Source organism: Adhaeribacter swui (assembly GCF_014217805.1).
Taxonomy (GTDB): Bacteria; Bacteroidota; Bacteroidia; order Cytophagales; family Hymenobacteraceae; genus Adhaeribacter; species Adhaeribacter swui.
This window is the reverse complement of sequence record NZ_CP055156.1, coordinates 5782428-5800729: the sequence shown is the minus strand read 5'-3', so window position 1 is coordinate 5800729 and position 18302 is coordinate 5782428. Positions and strand designations below refer to the sequence as shown.

The 18302-nt window shown below is 45.1% G+C and carries 11 protein-coding genes; 6 read left to right on the top strand and 5 right to left on the bottom strand.

Annotation, left to right across the window (positions count from 1 at the left end; genetic code table 11):
- Positions 1-163: 163 nt before the first annotated feature.
- The gene (locus HUW51_RS23900) at positions 164-727 is read left to right on the top strand and encodes a hypothetical protein (protein WP_185272091.1); all 564 of its coding nucleotides are present in this window, start codon (positions 164-166) and stop codon (positions 725-727) included.
- A 137-nt stretch (positions 728-864) separates the two neighbouring features.
- On the opposite strand, the gene HUW51_RS23895 is transcribed toward HUW51_RS23900, so the two are convergent.
- Together HUW51_RS23895 and HUW51_RS23890 are read right to left on the bottom strand one after the other, a co-directional pair.
- Positions 865-1341: a DinB family protein gene (locus tag HUW51_RS23895; protein ID WP_185272090.1), complete on the bottom strand. Its 477-nt coding sequence runs from the start codon at positions 1339-1341 to the stop codon at positions 865-867.
- Positions 1342-1502: 161 nt separating this feature from the next.
- Positions 1503-2546 carry an aldo/keto reductase gene (locus HUW51_RS23890; RefSeq protein WP_185272089.1) on the bottom strand — a complete coding sequence of 348 codons (1044 nt, stop codon included), beginning with the start codon at positions 2544-2546 and terminating at the stop codon, positions 1503-1505.
- Between the two features lie 203 nt (positions 2547-2749).
- On the opposite strand from HUW51_RS23890, the gene HUW51_RS23885 reads away from it, so the two are divergent.
- Positions 2750-3412 (top strand): NAD-dependent epimerase/dehydratase family protein, encoded by a 663-nt coding sequence (locus HUW51_RS23885; protein ID WP_185272088.1) that lies wholly within the window; start codon positions 2750-2752, stop codon positions 3410-3412.
- Between the two features lie 162 nt (positions 3413-3574).
- Here the strand turns inward: HUW51_RS23885 and HUW51_RS23880 are convergent, their stop codons facing one another.
- On the bottom strand, positions 3575-4165 hold the full coding sequence (locus HUW51_RS23880; protein ID WP_185272087.1) for a DUF4304 domain-containing protein: 591 nt from the start codon (positions 4163-4165) through the stop codon (positions 3575-3577).
- 290 nt (positions 4166-4455) lie between these two features.
- Between HUW51_RS23880 and treF the strand changes: the two genes are divergently transcribed.
- The 4 genes from treF (at position 4456) to HUW51_RS23860 (ending at position 10317) form a co-directional block, all read left to right on the top strand.
- A complete protein-coding gene (gene treF / locus HUW51_RS23875; RefSeq protein ID WP_228466883.1) occupies positions 4456-6144 on the top strand; it encodes an alpha,alpha-trehalase TreF in 1689 nt (562 codons plus the stop codon).
- 542 nt (positions 6145-6686) lie between these two features.
- A complete protein-coding gene (locus HUW51_RS23870; protein ID WP_185272086.1) occupies positions 6687-8414 on the top strand; it encodes a GMC oxidoreductase in 1728 nt (575 codons plus the stop codon).
- 114 nt (positions 8415-8528) lie between these two features.
- Positions 8529-9095, top strand: coding sequence for a gluconate 2-dehydrogenase subunit 3 family protein (locus tag HUW51_RS23865; RefSeq protein WP_185272085.1), 567 nt, complete (start codon positions 8529-8531; stop codon positions 9093-9095).
- A 127-nt stretch (positions 9096-9222) separates the two neighbouring features.
- Complete coding sequence (locus HUW51_RS23860; RefSeq protein WP_185272084.1) at positions 9223-10317, top strand: Gfo/Idh/MocA family protein; 1095 nt, start codon at positions 9223-9225, stop codon at positions 10315-10317.
- A gap of 212 nt (positions 10318-10529) precedes the next feature.
- Here the strand turns inward: HUW51_RS23860 and tamL are convergent, their stop codons facing one another.
- Both tamL and HUW51_RS23850 read right to left on the bottom strand, forming a co-directional pair.
- Positions 10530-12884, bottom strand: a complete 2355-nt coding sequence (tamL, locus tag HUW51_RS23855; RefSeq protein WP_185272083.1) for a translocation and assembly module lipoprotein TamL — start codon at positions 12882-12884, stop codon at positions 10530-10532.
- 111 nt (positions 12885-12995) lie between these two features.
- On the bottom strand, positions 12996-18221 hold the full coding sequence (locus tag HUW51_RS23850; protein ID WP_185272082.1) for a translocation/assembly module TamB domain-containing protein: 5226 nt from the start codon (positions 18219-18221) through the stop codon (positions 12996-12998).
- Positions 18222-18302: the final 81 nt, after the last annotated feature.

The window sequence follows — 18302 nt, the reverse complement described above, 5'->3', positions numbered from 1 at the left end:
CATTTAAAAGTTCGCATACAGTCAAAATTACCTGATCCAAAAATTTACCTTAAAAGTTAAATTTTTTATTTTAAAGATAGCGAGCCATCTTTGTTTCGGGAAAGAAATTTGCATTGTGCACTATTCGAAGCCTTAAAGACAAAAGATTTTGAAAATAGTTACCATGAAAAAACTGCACCAGTTATTGTTTTGCTTGATTCTGATTACTACGGCGGTATTTTCGGCTAAAGCCCAGGAACCAGACGTAGACGAGTTAGCCGCCGATAAAATAGCCATTGTAAAAAATAATAGTAAAACCAGTAAAGCTTTTAAAATTTCGGGTACGCCGGCCAATTTGTTAGCGGCCTTTGGGAAACCGAAAAGTAAAACGGTAGAATTTGCCGAAATGGACCAGGTTGATTTTACCGTGTACCGCTACAACGGCGGAGAGTTTTCGTTCTATGCCGATACCCTGTACTACTTCCGGATAACCGGTCCGGCATTTCAGGTTTTAACCCCTAAACTGGCTGGTGGTTCTGCCAAGTACACTTTAAAAGTGGGCGACCAAACGAGTAAAATGAAAACGGTTTACCCGAAAACCTACCAAGCCCGCAACAGCGAAAACGTGTTTTTCTTTTGGCTGTACCAGCTAAGTGGCAGTAACAAAGCTACCCGCACCCGCTTAGAACGCGGACTCGGTATTTTTACCACCAACGGTCGCATCACCGACATTGTTTACGAAGAATAAGCGGTAATTCAAGCGGCTTCCTCCTCTTTTGTGTTTTCCGGCAGTTTGCCTGATGGATGCCTCATTCGGTTTATAATGCGTACCGGATTTATTAGAGCACTCCTGTAGCTAGCCTGGAATTTTAAATTTTTAAAAATTTACTTCCAGGTGCCGAGCAACCGGCGTAGGATTAATATTTGGCCCAAGTGGTAAGCGTTGTGTTCGGCTACCAACATAGCCTCCCGGAGCAGGTTTTGACCATTACCGTGCGCGAAAGGCTGGTATAAATCGTTGGTTTGGTCTTGTACCAGATGTATCATTTGCGCTATTCCCTGCTGTATGGTTTTCATGCTTTCGTCGAGCACTGCCTGGTTTGCAGGTTTGGTTTCTTGGGGCCAGTAACCCACTGGCCACTCCGCCGATTGGTAATTGGGATCGCGGCTAAATTCCAGGATGTCGTACAAGGCAATGCGCAGGTGTTCTATTAACTGCCACAGGGTATAAGGCAATTCCGGAATAGCAGTACCTGCTTCTTCGGCGGTAATGCCTTGCAGCAGTTCCGGCATGGGGGTAAAAGCCTGTCCGCCTTGCATTAATTTTACCAATTGGTCGCGTACTATCTGGTCGGGGTTCATAACGTAATCTTACTATTCGATTTATTGATGCACCAAAATTTAAAAATTAGTTTTCACTAAATAGTTCTTGTATTGTATCCGGATAGACTGTTAAAGTTAAATCTGGGGAAAAAGAAAAGCCACGCGGATATAGGCAGAACCGCGTGGCTTTTTTAAATTTTTTAATTTTTATAGAAGTCAGGAGTCGGGTTTAATCTAGTGTTTTGCCGCTGGTGCCAGTACGGGTAAATGGGTGGCACTTCGCTGGCTTTATCTAATTTTTTCACTTGCTCGGTGGTCAGGTTCCAGCCAACAGCGCCTAAGTTTTGTTTTAGTTGTTCTTCGTTGCGGGCACCAATAATAATGCTGGAAACGGTTGGGCGTTGCAGCAACCAGTTTAGCGCCACCTGCGCCACGGTTTTATTTACTTCCTGGGCTACTTCGTCTAAAGCATCCAGAGTGTTGTAAAATATTTCTTCATTAACTACCGCTTCCGGCACGGGGCTACCACCCTGGGCTACCCGGCTATCCTGCGGGTACGGTTGGTTGCGGCGGTACTTGCCGCCTAAACGACCGGCGGCCAGCGGCGACCAGATTAAACTGCCTACTTTTTGATCCAGGCCCAGGGGCATTAACTCCCATTCGTAATCGCGGTTGGCCAAAGAGTAATATACCTGATGACCGACGTATTTGGTCCAACCATATTTTTCGGCTACAGCTTGAGATTTCATGAGGTGCCAACCCGAAAAGTTTGATGCCGCGATGTACCGGATTTTGCCGGCTTTCACCAAGGTATCCAGGGTATGCAAGGTTTCTTCCACGGGGGTGTTGCCATCGAAGCCGTGCATGTGGTAAATATCAATATAATCGGTGCCCAGGCGTTTTAAGCTGCCTTCTATTTGTTTAATTAAATGAAACCGCGAGGAACCCTGATTATTCGGCCCTTCGCCGAAGGGAAAAGTACCTTTGGTAGAAATGATCATTTTATCGCGCCGACCCACAATTGCTTTACCCAGAACTTCCTCGGATACTCCCTGCGAGTAAATATCGGCAGTGTCAAAAAAGTTTACGCCAGCATCCAGGCACACGTCTATTAAACGGCTGGCTTCGTTTACCTGGGTGCTGCCCCAAGCTTTAAAAAAATCTCCTGCCCCGCCAAAGGTGGCGGTACCAAAACTTAAAACCGGTACAAATAAACCCGATGCTCCTAATTGTCTAAATTCCATAAAGTAAATTTTTTGTAATTGCGCTGTAAAAAATGCAGTTTGCTAGTACAATACAAGAATACCGGCCTTTCTGTTTGCTTTTCTTCCGGGCCAAAACCTTATGCTCGTACGTAATTCTTTCGGTTAAAAGTTAAAAGACGCGTTAATTTTAGTTTAACAAAGAAGCAAAAATTTAAAAAATTACCATTAAAGTTAATAGAGCGATGAAGTTAAGCGTAATTATAACCGGTGCTACCGGCATGGTAGGCGAAGGGGTTTTGCACGAATGTCTGCAGCATCCGGATGTGGAGAAAGTGCTGGTGATTAACCGCCGGCCCGGCGATATTACGCATCCGAAACTGCTGGAAGTTATTCATCCGGATTTTTTAAATTTTTCTGCTATCGACGTTAATTTAACGGCTTATAATGCTTGTTTCTTTTGTTTGGGTGTATCGTCGGTGGGAATGACTAAAGACGAATATTACCGCTTAACCTACGATTTAACCTTACACGTGGCACAAACCATGGTTCGTCAAAATCCCGAGATGGTATTTTGCTACGTATCCGGGGCCGGCACCGACAGCACCGAAAAAGGACGTTTACATTGGGCTCGGGTAAAAGGCAAAACCGAAAACGATTTACTTCGGCTTTCTTTTAAAGCGGCTTACATGTTCCGGCCCGGCTTTTTAAGTGCCACTCCCGGTTTAAAAAACGTAAAATCCTATTATAAATACTTTGCTTGGCTGGCGCCGGTGTTACGGTTGTTTTTCCCCGGGGCTATTTCGTCGTTGCGGGAGTTAGGTTTAGCCATGATTCAGGTGGTGCAACAGGGGTATTCTAAGCCGGTGCTGGAGGTGCCGGATATTAAGGCTTTGGCCAAGGTTTAAGTTTTTAGCAAAGCGCTAGTATTTACTACCACCGTTTTCAAGAACTCTATGCTATATTTTTTAATTTTTAACTGTAACGGACTAGTATAAACGACGGCGAGGCCGTCGGCCGATGCTGACGTTTATGGCTTGTTAGCTGTAGATTTTATTTTAAATTTTTGCTCAATCTCTTTGAGGTCTTTTTATTAAATAAGGATTATTAGTTGACCTTAATTCATCTTGCAATTGTTGATTAGCTAGTTCAAAGTAACCATTATGGTGCAAAGTTTGGATTTGAGCAGTTTTATATTCTGATTTATGACCGTTGATTAATATTTGCAGAATATCTTCTTTATTCCTGACCTTGTCTAGAAAAGGTAAAATGTAATCATTAAAATATCTTTCTACATTATTGAACAATACTTGCTTGTCAGTATCAATATTAATACTAAACCAAGTGTCTTTTTGGTCGTCCGATAAATAACCAATTCTTTTTCTGACAAGGCACATTGATTCCTGGAATTTTTCTGCTGATTGACGGTTGCAGTGGAATTGTTCAGCCTCTGCTAAATAAAGTCCTGTATTGATTGTGAATTGAATATTATCTTTATCGTAAAAAGAGCTCTTCTGAAAATTAACAATTTTTCCCCAGCCGCTTTGGTCGTAAAAGCGGAAATTATTAACCGATTTTTTATATCCTCTTTCTTTGAACTTCGGCCAAATTATTTTAGCAACTAGAAAATCAAAGATTTGTTCAGAATCTGACTTTGGCATTTTTTGTAATTTACAGCTAACTACTAGATAAACAACACAACATACGCTGATCGACATATGTACTTCCGTTTTATATCAACCATCGTGCCTGAGAAAATTTAAAAACCAGGAGCGCTTATCTTCCTTTAACCAATAAAGTTTGTAAACCAAGTCCTAAGTAAATAGCTAAATAGGAAATACCTGATGTATTATAAAACTTTAAGCAGAGTTTTTAAAAAATAAACTTATATTCTTTTACTTCCGGGTACTTACTTCGTAAAACAACCCGACGTAGAGTAATTACCTGAACTATGACCTGGCTCCACATATTGTTAAATATTCCTTCTGAAAAAATAGATTCTATTGATATTATGGTTTTCCTGTTTTTGGGTAGTGTTTTGTTTTTGTTTAGCTACCTGGCCCAGGAAGAACAACTAAAACCGCAGGAACAATACCCCGAACTTTTTAAAGCAGTGCAAAGCCAGGGGATTTTTCCGGATTCCAAAACCTTTCCGGATTGTATTCCGGTACTGGCGCCGGCGCTCATCCGGGAGGCGTACAACAGCGAAAAAGACAAACCCGACTTTGACCTGAAAGCCTTTGTGCTGCAAAATTTTAAATTACCGGCCACCCCGGCTGCTAATTTTACTTCCGATACCAGTTTGCCCGTAACCGAGCACATTAATAAACTATGGCCTTTACTTACCCGGCAGGCGATCAATGATTTTAGCTCCCGTATTCATTTGCCTAATCCGTATCTGGTGCCGGGCGGGCGTTTCCGCGAAATTTATTACTGGGATAGTTATTTTGGCATGCTGGGCCTGCAGGTAAACGGCGACTACCAGTTAATCGAGGAAATGGTAGATAATTTTACTTTCTTAATAGAATCGGTAGGCCATATTCCGAATGGTAACCGCAGTTATTACACGACCCGGTCGCAGCCACCTTTTTATGCCTTAATGCTGCAAACGTTAAGCGAAATTAAAGGTGAGGAGGTGTGGCTGAAATACGGCCCGGCTTTAAAAAAAGAATATCATTTCTGGATGGATGGATCGAATAATTTATCCGAAGAAAAACCTACGTACCGCCGATCGGTGCGTATGCCTGATGGTTGCATCCTGAACCGCTACTGGGACGATTGCCCCGATCCTAGGCCGGAATCTTACATTGAAGACGTGCACCTGGCCCGGTTAAGTGACCAGCGCCCCGAAGATTTATACCGCCACATCCGGGCGGCCGCCGAGTCGGGTTGGGATTTTAGCAGTCGCTGGTTCGCCGATAGCCAAACTATGAAAACCATTCATACCACTGATATTATTCCGGTAGATTTAAATGCCTTGCTCTACAACGTAGAAATGACGTTGGCCCATATCGTACAACTAGAAAATAACCCAGAGCAAGCCGAACATTACAAAGACCTGGCGCACAAACGCAAGAAAACACTGCTACGCTATTGCTGGTCTACGAAAGAAAACTTTTTTATGGACTACGATATGGTACAGCGGCATAATACCCCCACTTTTAGCCTGGCCGCTTGTTTTCCATTGTATTTTAATATGGTCCTGCCCAAACAAGCCAACTGCGTAGCCGAAAAGCTGGAGAAAGATTTTTTTAAACCAGGCGGTTTAATTACGACGCTTAACCACACCCCGGAGCAATGGGATGCCCCCAACGCCTGGGCGCCGCTGCAATACATCAGCATTGTGGCTTTGCGCAACTACGGCTACCACGAACTGGCCGAAAAAATAAAAAATAACTGGATTCAACTGAACATTGAAGTATTTAAAGCAACCGGCAAGCTCGTAGAGAAATATAATGTCGAGAACAGCGAAGCCGAAGCCGGGGGAGGAGAGTACCCGCTGCAGGATGGTTTTGGCTGGACCAACGGGGTATTATTAAAATTGCTATCTGAAGGTAAAGAAGAAACTACCGAACAAGGTAAAAAAGATGCTTCAGAAGGCGCAACAGCACAAGAGAGCGTACCTGCTTCTCCGGCTTAAATTTTGAAATTTTAGATAATAGCTCATTTTAAGCTAAGTATCTGTACCGGATGATTTAGTCTACTTAACGGGAGTTCGACGTAAGCTTTTTAGCGGATTAAATAGCCGTATATTTTACTTTACTTACTATCAAATACAGTCATTCTGGAATAATCTAACCAGTAGGTAACCGATTAGATTCTTCTGGAATTCTTCGAATTCTACAGAATGACGGAGATGAAGAATGGCTTAGCTCGAACTCACGTTACTTAATTCAGAAAAATTTAAAATTATTGGTAATCAGATGATTTATTCAATAAAAGTCTGCTGTCTGATTTCTGGATACTTATGTTTCTTTACTTATAAATTTGTTGCTATTTCTGTTAGGTTTGCGGTAGTTTCTTAAACCGTATAAAATTATTTTTTCGTTGCCTCCTGAAAATTAACGAAAATGCCTTACATTACTAGGTACAAACCGGGTGGATACGCACTAGAATATTAAGAATTACCGGAGCATTAATGCTGCTGGTGCCCACCGTTTTTTACTTAGAATTACAAGAAACATGGCAGTGGAAGCACCACAGATAAATACCAAGGGCAAGGCCCAAAATACCTACGATGCTATTATCATCGGTTCGGGAATAAGTGGCGGGTGGGCCGCCAAAGAGTTGTGCGATAAAGGTTTAAAAACCCTGGTGCTGGAGCGGGGCCGCAACGTAGAACACAACAAAGATTATCCCACCGCCAACAAAGATTTATGGGAATTTCCGCACCGGGGCGGCATGACCCGGCAATTTTTAAAAGATAACCCGATTATCAGCAAAGCCGCCGGTTTTGGCGAAGATACCGCGCATTTTTTTATTCAGGACAAAGACCATCCCTACGTGCAGGAAAAGCCTTTTGATTGGATCCGGGGCTACCAGGTAGGCGGTAAATCGTTAACCTGGGGCCGCGCTTGCCAGCGTTGGAGCAATTTTGAATTTACTGCTCCGGCCCGGTACGGCTACGGTTTAGATTGGCCCATTCGCTACGACGATGTGGCTCCCTGGTATTCGCACGTCGAAAAGTTTGCCGGGGTTTGCGGCCACCAAGATGGTATTGAAGCCATGCCGGATGGGGAATTTCTGCCGCCTTTTGATTTAAACTGCGTGGAAGCGCACGTCCAGAAAAGGATAAAAGAACATTTCCCGGACCGGCATTTAGTGCAAGCCCGTTGGGCGCACATAACCCAACCCACCGAAACGCACTTAAAATTAGGCAGGGGTAAATGCCAGGCGCGTAATTTGTGCATGCGGGGTTGCCCGTACGGGGCGTATTTTAGTTCGGTTTCGGCTACTTTGCCCTGGGCGGCGCGTACCGGCAACTTAACCGTGCGGCCTTTTTCGGTGGTGCATTCTATTATTTACGACGAGCAGAAAAACAAAGCTACCGGCGTGCGCATTATTGATGCGCAAACTAAAGCCGTTACAGATTATTTTGCCCGGATAATTTTTGTGAATGCCTCGGCTTTAAATACCAACTTAATTCTGTTAAATTCTACCTCTAACCGCTTTCCGCAGGGTTTGGGTAATGACAACGGCTTAATGGGAAAATACGTGGCTTTTCATAACTACCGGGCCAGCGTAAACGGCGATTTAGCTGGTTTTGAAGATTTTTATTACTTCGGCCGCAATCCTACCGAACCTATTATTGCCAACTACCGGAATTTACATCAACAAGATACCGATTACCTGGGCGGTTTTACCACTTTTATGGGTGCTTACCGGCAGCGGGGCAACACCGCTAGCCTAACCGAAGAAATTGGTGCCGCATACAAAGAAGCTTTAACGCAGCCCGGCGGCTGGCGCGTGTACATGTACATGCAAGGCGAAACCATACCCAAAGAAAGCAACCACGTGCGCTTAAGTACCACCGATAAAGACCAGTGGGGCATTCCGCAGCTTATTACCTCGGTGGGTTACGACGACAACGACGAGAAAATGATTAAAGATTTTCTGGCGCAAAGCACGGCCATGCTGGAAAAAGCCGGTTGTACCAACATCAAACAAAACGACAGCAAGCAAGCGCCTGGTCTGGATATTCACGAAATGGGTGGCGTGCGCATGGGCCACGATCCTAAAACATCGTTACTGAATAAGTATAACCAACTGCACCATTGCCCCAACGTGTTTGTAACCGATGGCGCCTGCATGACGAGTACCGGTAACCAAAGTCCGTCGATATTATACATGGCGCTTACGGCCCGTGCTGCCGACCACGCCGCTAAAGAAATGAAAAATGGGAACTTGTAAGTTTAATTTACCTGTCGGAAAAGAAAAATTTAAAAATTCGGCGTAGCACCGGTAAATACAGTTTGACTATTTACCTTTTAATAACGCCCTACTCAGAATTAACAAATACAAAGAATGAACAGACGAGAAGCATTATCGGCGGTTGCTTTTTTAATGGGTACAGCGGTTATAGGAGCCGAGGCTTTTTTAACCGGCTGCCAGCGTTCGACCGCAACAGATGAACTATTCTCTATTCAGGATGTGTCGTTGCTGAATGAAGTAGCCGACACTATATTGCCCACTACCAAGTCTTCGCCGGGAGCCAAAGCAGCCAACATAGGTGCATTTATAAAAACCATGGTTACCGATTGCTACCAGGAAATAGACCAGCAAACGTTTACGGCAGGCTTAAAAAAGCTGCAGGAAATTAGCCAAACCCAATTTAATAAGGCTTTCGAAGATTTAATGCCATCGCAAAAACATACGTTAGTTGTTAGCCTGGATCGCGAAGCCAAAAATTACCAGCAAGATAAAGCAGAAGGCCAACCCAATCATTACTTTACTAATTTAAAACAGCTCACATTATTGGGCTATTTCACTTCGGAACCCGGCGCTACCCTAGCTTTGCGCTACTTGCCGGTGCCGGGCCGCTTTATTGGTTGTATGCCTTATGAGCCGGGTACCAAAGCTTGGGCAATGTAAATTTTTAAAATTTTAAATTTTATGTTAAATAGAAATAATTGCTAAGTCAGGGAATTCAGCTAATTTTTATTGACAACAAAACTTAATATCACTAAATATTTAAAAAAGCATCTATTATCAGAAAACTATGAACAGAACCAAAGTAGCCATTTTGGGAGCGGGATTTATTTCGGATATTCATCTGGAGTGTTACCACCGGTTTATTCCGGAAGCCGAAGTAGTAGCGGTTTATGCCCGTAACCGGAATAAGGCCCAAGCATTTGCCGAGAAACACCACATTGCCCAATATTACGATGACTACGAAAAAGCCATTTTGGAGTCGGCTTGTGAGGTGGTAGATATTTGTTTGCCTAATTTCTTGCACGCCCAAGTAACTTTAAAAGCTGCTGCTGCCGGTAAACACGTGATTATTGAAAAGCCTTTGGCTGTTACTTTGGAAGAAGCCGATGCCATGATTGCTGCTTGTAAACAAAACAACGTAAAGCTGATGTACGCCGAAGAACTTTGCTTTGCGCCTAAATACGAGCGGGCCCGGTTTTTGGTAAAAGAAGGAGCCGTAGGCGATATATACATGCTGAAAAACTCCGAAAAACATTCCGGGCCGCATTCCGATTGGTTTTACGATATTAACCAGGCGGGTGGGGGCGTACTCATGGACATGGGATGCCACGCTTTAGGTTGGTTCCGGTGGATGTTGGGCAATGCCAAAGTAAGCAGCGTATACGCCACCATGAACACTGTTTTGCACCAGGGGCGCACGAAAGGCGAAGATAACTCGGTGGTAATCGTGGAATTTGAAAATAAAGTAACCTGCATTGCCGAAGACAGTTGGGCCAAACACGGCGGCATGGACGACCGCAGTGAAATTTACGGTACCGGCGGGGTAATCTATGCCGATTTGTTTATGGGTAACTCCGCGGTTACTTACAGCAAAAACGGTTACGGGTATGCCATGGAAAAAGCCGATACTACCCAAGGTTGGAGCTTTACCGTGTTCGAAGAAGTGTTCAACCAAGGCTATCCGCACGAATTAAAACATTTTATCCAGTGCGTGCGCGAAGATTTACAGCCCCTGGTTACCGGCGAAGACGGCCGGGCGGTGCTGGAAATTATTTACGCGGCTTATGCTTCGGCGGGTACAGGTAAAAAAATAACCCTGCCGTTTGCCCCTGAAGTAACTAAACCCATTGATCTTTGGCTCAATCCAGGCGCAGCAGAATAACAAGCGTTTAAGGTAAGAAAAATATCTATTTTGGGGTAAGCTATCCTGATCTATTGGGGTCGTCCTGCTGGAATTCTTCGGATTCTTACAAGACAACTTCATTAATTCAGGATGGCTTTTTTATTATAGGCTTAGTTCAAATCCACGTTAAAATAGAGTTTTTTAAAAATTTGAAAATCTATTAACCCAGAAAGCCAGAAACTACCCGTTGGTTAGAACGGGTAGCCAATAGCAATATTCAGGATAGGTTTGCGGCTAGGCGATGGAAATGGTTTTTCGTTGGGTAAATAATCCTCGGGTTGGCGCGTTGGAATCCGGAGCGGAAAGCCTACATCAAAGCGCAAAACAATTACCTGCGCATCAATCCGGATACCGGGGCCTACGCCAACGGCTAATTGTTGAAAAAACTTGTTCGGCTCAAACTTAGCGCCTTGTTTTTCATTTTGGCCGGTTTCTTTATTAACTGCTTCCCGCGATAACCAGATATTACCGGCATCCACAAACAAAGCACCTTTCACGTAGGGGAATAAATCAACCCGGTATTCCACGTTCGCTTCAAAACGGATGTCGCCGGTTTGATCAAAGAAACTGGTAGCACTAGTATCCTGGTAGGTACCAGGCCCCACAGCCCGCGACCTAAAGGCTCGTAAACTGTTTGGTCCACCTATAAAAAATTGTTTCACGTAGGGCAATGTCCGGGAGTTGCCGTAGGTAAAGCCCACGCCCGTAAGCAGGCGCATCGCTATCATGCTGCCTTTGGTTAATTTTAAATAATACCGCGTATCCAGGTCCAGGCGGGTGTACTGGGCATAAGCTTGGTTAAATAACGTGCCGCTTTGGTTCACTAAACTAAACAAGTTACCCGAGGCATCAATATTGGCATTAAAGTAAAAATGGTTGCGTAAATCGGCACGAGCCTGGTCATTGTAATTAAAATTATAAATCCCGCCCAAGATAAACTGGTTTTCGAAACTTTGCCGCAAATAGGCGCTGGTATCTAACCGGGCCTGGAACTCGGGGGAAACCCGCGCCAGGTTCACGTATTGCAGGTTAATGGGGGTAAACTCGTGGGTAATCGTGGCTTTTGGTTTCCAGATGTAGCTGTAGCTGGCGTTGTAGCCGGTCATCTGGAAAAAGCCTACCCGATTCATGTAGTTAGCGCCTACCCGGAAACGGGTTTTAGGTACAAATTCGCTGCGTACGTTGCGTAAACCCTTAATCGGCGAAATAATCCGGGGAATGTATAAATCGGCGGTAACCCCCACCGAAAAAGAATTAAGCGAGGCATTGGCCGTATTGTTATCGGTGCCAGTTTTTTGTTCGTCTTTGCGGCTGCCGCCCACCTGGGTTTCCTGGTTGGCGTTTAAGGTAACCACAAATAACTCCGCTCCCCGACCCAGGTTCCGGTGCCGGTAATTCAGGTTAATGCCCGGACCGGTAAAACTGTTGCTTTTGCTCACGTATTCTGCTTCGGCTCGGAGCGATTGATTAACAATCGGGGTTAAGCGCATTTCGGCGTTTAACAGGTTGGGTTCGGCATCTACTTCAAAAAACTTTAAATCGACGTACTGAAAGGTACCTAATCCCATTAACCGGCTCAGCGTTAAGGCATGATCGCGCCGGGTGTACAACGAATCTGGCGTTAAAAATACCGAAGGCAACAAGCGTTTGGCCTTTAAAGTTAATTCATTGGGATAGTATTTATACCCTTGTATCTCTACTGGTGGTGTTTTAGGCGGAGTTTCGTAACCAACCCGGTAATCTGTAAATATGGAAATATCGTTTAAGCGGTAGGCGCGTTTGGCCCGGGCCGGAGTTTCGGGCTTTAGCTGCACGTATAAATTAATGGTGCGGTCGTGGCGCATGCTATCGGCTTTAAAAATAATTACGTCGGGGCCGAAAAAGAAGAATCCTTGATTTTTTAATTCCCCATCAATGCGGGTGCGTTCCGCAATTAAAGTGTTTAGATTATACACTTGGCCCACTTTTAACAGCGAGGTTTTTTGCGTAGCTGCCATGGCTTTAGAAGCTTCGCTGATAGAATCGCCGGAAGGCCATATAATTTCTTTGATGCGGTAAGGCGCGCTTACCTGGGCGCGGTAAATTACCCGGACCATGCGCTCTTTTTCTTCTTTAACTTCGTAGGTAACCCGCGAACCAAAATAGCCATTGTTACTCAGCCGGTTGCTCAATAAGCTCACCACATTTTTAGTTTTTACCGAATCCAACAATACCGGCTCCTGCCCGAATTTGCGCCGGATCCAGGCGGCTAATCCTTTCTTTTTGTTGGGGTTGCCAATATTATTAATCCACAAAGTAGGGCGGATACCTAAAAACGAGGTGTTGGGCTTGGGTGTGATCACACTTTCCAGCTCGGGTTCCAGTGTTTTTTTTGTAGGAATGATAGTATCGGATTGCAGTTCGAGTTTATGGCCAATGTATAATTTGCGGCCGGGCGGCAAGGTTTTGGTGCTGCTGCAACTTGCCAGAACCAGCAACAACAGACCAGACGCAGCCACTACCAAACGGCGAAGAACAAATAAGCGCAGAAGATAAAATCGTATCATTAATAAGATATAATCGGTTTATCAGGTTGAAGAATTGCAGCAGGCAGCAGCGGCCTAAAAGCCTGGCTGCCTGCCACTATATGTTTATGAAAAAGTAATTTTTTAAAAAATTTAATTTTGAGCGCTTACATCCGGCGCTTGCTGTTGCTTCGCTCTTTTTTGCGCTTTGGAAATTCGCCGGAACAACTCCGCGAAGCTGTTGTAATCGCGCTGGAAAACCACGGCAGCACCGGTTTCAATCACCTGGGCATCGGTTAAAGTTTCAAAGGCATCTTGCCGGAAGCCCCGCACCCGTAAACGGCCATCCGGTAATACCAGGTACTCCACCGAAAAATTACCCGCAAAACCGCTGCCACCATTTCGTTCGCTACTTGGGCTGCCCCCGCCTTCTAAGCCTACGTTGGTACCTACTCTAAATTGTAAACGATCGTTTAAAAATTGGCGACGAACCGCCACGTTTAAATCGGTCCGGTTTTGTGCCGAGCCGGTGGAATAATCTTCGTAGGTATTCAGGCCTAACTCCAAGCCTAAACCGCCGGCGTACCGGTCGGTTAAGTTATCCAGTTGGTCGTTGAGCACATCGCTTAAACTGTTGCGGATGGTACCCTCCAAACCGCCGCCGCCAGATGATTGCAATGGATCGGGCGCTAAGAACCGGTTTAATACCAATAAGGCAAATACCTGTTTATTCATTTCGGATGGCTCTTGCCGCAGTTGCTGAATGGCTGGGTAAGCCGCTGTAGCTGCTGGCGACGAAGCCCGGTCTTCTTCCGGAATATCTATATCAAAAGTGATATCGGGTTTAAGTAAAGCATTTTTAACATTTACGTAAACCATAAAAGGTACTTTTTGCCGCAGAGTTTCCGAGGTATTACCGGAGGTTTGGCTGGCAATTAGTTCCCGTACCGGCGCCTCTACCCGGTAAATGGCCCGGAGGTCGGCATTCGCTTCCAAGGGGTCGCCCAGCCAGGTAATCGTTCCCCCTTCGGCAAATTCCAATTCGCGGGTTATATTCAGGAAGCTTAAGCGGTATTTTCCTTCTTTTACGGTGTACGTTCCGGTTAAGTCCATGCTCCCGCCGGGGTCCATGCCAAAGTTAAGCCGGGTGTTTCCCCGCACGTCCAAAAAGTCGCCGGTTACCGGGTCCACGATTACCGTAAATAGCGTTTCGTCGGTTAAGTTAATGGTAGCCGTTAATTCAAAACCGCTCATGGCTGTATTCTGGATGGTATCTTCTTCGGCCTCTACCAGCTGGTTTCGCCGGCGGCGCATATCCACAAACTGCACAATACCTTCCTGCGATTGCTCGGTTGCTTCGTTTGGTAAAACCAAGGTTAACCGCGACCCATTTACCACAGTAACATCCGAATTAATGATTGGTGTTACAATATCGCCCTGAATACGGGTACGGCTATCCAGTATCAATTTGCCGTAATACAAATCATTATCTTTGCCGGAAGAATTTATTGCCAAGAAATCATCCGTTGTGGCTGTTAAGTCGAAGCGATAATAGGCGTAGTCGGGCGTAAATACGGTTCCGGATATTACAGCTTTGTTGTTTAATGAATCCAGGATAGTGAAATTATTAAAATTTATTCCCTGGTCGTTTAACGATATGGTTTCGTTTACCAGGCGGTAAGCCGAATTAAACATGGCTACGGTAAAGGCTGCATTGGTAAAGGTGGCCGCTCCGCGGATAATGGGTTTAGAAGTGCTACCGTTAATGGTAAAGTTACCGCCAATATTCCCTGATACCCGCTTCAGCATGCCGCCGCTAAAACCTTCGACCATGGCCATGTTGATGCTGCCAATGGTAGCGGTTAAGTTTAAGGCGTTGGTTGTATCCTGCGCCAGGTAGTACCCCGTTACCGAGGCATTGTTGCCGTTGCCGGTTAAGTTGGCATTTACGTTGTAACGGGTTGGTTCGGGGTTGCTGGCTTGCACGGCAATATTACCGATAGGAGTAGCCATATAAGCCAGGTTGGCTACCGAAATATCCGAAGTAAAACGTAAGGCTTTCATAACATCCCGCAACACAACGTTTCCGTTTAATACGCCGGCAATCATTAACGTATCCGGGTTTTTCTGGATAGAACGGGAAATGTAACCCAAATCAAAATTGGCGAAGTTTACTTCTAAAGGCGCATTTACCGGGTTAGTACCCTGGCTATTTATAGCCAACGAACTATTATCGTGAGAAAGCCGGACATTGCGGGCAAAAATGTTATTGTCTTGGTATTGGATGTAGTTATCCGGAGTAACGGTCCATTGTTCGCCGTTAATAATTAACTCATTGGAGGCAAAGCTAAAGCGGTAACCTTTGGTAATGGTGCTGAGCAAGCCGCCCAAACCAAAGCGAGGCTGGCTGTTGTTGTTTAACACCTGAGCGCGGGTACGCAAAGTATTATTTTGCAAATCGGTGGTTACGGCAATGTTCCGGACCTGCATGGAAGAGTCGGCTAGCTCCATTACATTTAGGGCTAAGGCAATTTTGTTGCGGTCGCTGTTAATGTTTACCCGGGCCGTGTCGATGTTATAGGTCATGTATTTCATGCCGGGAACATTGGCGTTTACACGCAAATTTTGGTTGGCGCTGCTGTACGAACCGTTAAAAGTACTGGGGCGCAGGCGTTTTAAATCGGGTACAAAAGCCCGGATCACGCGGGAGCGCTGCAACTTAAAAGCAAACTCAAAATCCTGCAGGTTCACCGTTGAGGCAAAAGGCGCTTCCTGAATATCAAAATAGCCGTCAATAAATTTCTGTAAGGCCACCGGTAAATCCGATACGCTGTTATTGCCCCGGAAAAAGCCCGACAAAATATTAGACTGCAAACGGATGTCGGTTCGGCCAATGGCATTATTTAACTGTAATTGTAAAGTATCGATGGGGTAATTACGTTTGTTCTGGCGCATCAATAAATCGCTAATGCCCAAAGTACCTTTCATTTCGTCGGGCGAGGCACCGCTTAAATCGGCGCTGATGATGCCCCGTAGTTGAAAATCGGTAGGGTAAAAGTGTAAGGCTTTTAAGTTGGCGTTGGCAATGTTTAAGTTGGCCCGGTATACCGGTACTTTCTCGTTGCGCAAATTAAAATTACCATCCAGGTTAAACGAAAGGTTAGAATCCTGCATGTTACCAGTTACGGCGTACACGTTGCGGTCGATGTTGCCTTTCAGGTTTACGTTGGCGTAGCGGTACTTATTATAAAATGCTTCCTGCACGGTGGCCGTAAAATCAGCTTGCATCTTATCGGGGCTAAACCCGCTACCTGTAGCTGTGGCCGTAGCCGATACTGTACCCAAAGTAGGCTCTTGTTTTAATAAGCGACCCACGTTAAACCGGATTAAACGAGCCGTAGCATTAAACCGCTCGCCAGGTTGCAACTGCGCTTCTACCCGGCCATTGCCAAAAGAAGTGGTAATGTTGGCGTTGGTAATAAAGTTTTCCAGGGAACCGTTAAAACTGCCGGCTAATTTTAAATTTTGGGGAATTTGAATAGACGTAGGAATAGTGCCCTTGGGTAATAAAGCCATTAAAGCACTGCGGGTGGTGGCAAAATTTTGAATGTGTAAATTCATACGCAGCCGGTCGGGGTCGGTGGCATTTAGAATGGAGCCACTTAAAGCCAGAGCAGTACCGCCCGTAGCATTGGCCCGGAAATTATTCAGCATTAAATTTTTCATGGTTCCCCGTACGCCACCCGCCAACGAAATGCGCGTTGGGAGCGAAATGGTGTTGGGGATGGTACCGGCCGGTACTAAAGCCAAAATATCGGTGCGGGTAGTGGTAAATTCGTTCACGTGCAGGTCCAAAGCGCCTTTGTCCACGAAATCCAACATTTGCTTTAAATTACCGGTCAGGTTTATGGAGGTGCCGGTTAAACCGCGCAAGCGCAAGCTTTCGGCGTTTAAATTATCCATGCGGCCAAACAAGCGACCATCCAGGGTAATAAAACGATTGGTAATTTTCCGGAAAGATGGATTTTCCGCGAGGGTAGGAACAAAGTATAAAATATCTTGTAAGCCGATTTTCGAGTTTTCTAAGTCGGCGTCAAGCCGTAACTGGTTAATATCTTCGCCAATGGTGGCTAACGAAGGGTAACCCAAGGCAAAACTTGGCCGCAAGTGGCTTTCGTTGGTTTGTAAATCCAGGTTGGTTAAAGCCGCGCGGGTAGAATCTACGTTAATGTTGGCGGCAAAATTATTTATCCGGAAACCGCTTTTTTCTTGTAAGGTTAACTGGTTTAAATCGGCGGTAATGCGGTCAGTGCTATAATACAGGTCGTTTAAATCCAGGTTAATGTTTTTAAAGGACAGGTGGTTAAAGTCCATGCCGGTTTTTTGTTCCGGGGTGTTATAGTTACCAAAGTCCACGTTTAAATTGCCCACGTTTAAATCGCCGAGTGTTACTACCCAGTTAACCGGTTCGCCAGCTTGAGCTTCGGCGGCGCTATCAATTTTAGCGGCGGTTTCGGCCGGATTAATGGCTAAAGAATCCGGGGACGTGTTTTTATCCTGGAAATAAGCAAAATAGGCATTGTTTAAATCAAAGTTTTTCAGGTCGATCCGGGCATTTTTTAAATCGATTTTATTCGCACCCAGTTCAGATTTTTTAACATCCAGAATAATGCGTTGCGCGGCTACCTTGTTGTTAAAATTAACTTTTATGTTTTCCAGGTTAACCCGGCGCAGGCCCAGATCTAAAGTGGTAGAGTCGGTGGTGGTAGTATCGGGTACTACTTTGCTTTGGGTAATGTTAGCGTAACTGTTTTGAAGCGTAACTTCCCCGATGTGGTACAACGATTTTTCCGGATTAAATTCATCCATATTAGCCGACACAAAACCAATGCGGGTGCGAATATCATTACCTCCCACCTGATCGGCCATGGTAAAGAAAATATTCTTTAGCTGAATGGTGCCTATTTTATAATCGAAAGGCTTACTGGCCGTGGTATCCACCGGAGCCGCGGTAGTGTCGCCAGCAAAAGCCGCAATAATAAAGTCGTAGTTGTTTACGCTATCCGGCATGGTAGAACTAATGTGCACGGTGGCATCATCGAGCTTTACCGAACTCACATTAATTTGGTTTTTTAGCAAGCCGAAGATGTTAATGTCCACGCCTAAACGGCCGGCGTACACCAGGGTGTCGCGTTTTTGATCTTCGAGGTAAAATTCTTTTAAAACCAGGCTATTACGCCAATCGGTGGTAAAGCCGCCGATGGTAACTTTGGTGTTTAGCGTTTTAGCCAGATAACTAGCGCCCTTTTGGGCGGCAAACCGTTGCACACCCGGAATTTGAAGGGCAATAACCAACAGAATAACCAGTACCAATGGCACACTGATTACCCATAGTAGGGCTTTTAAAAGCCGACGCGGAGTTTTACTTAGAGGTGAAATAGGTTTAACTGTTTAAATTAG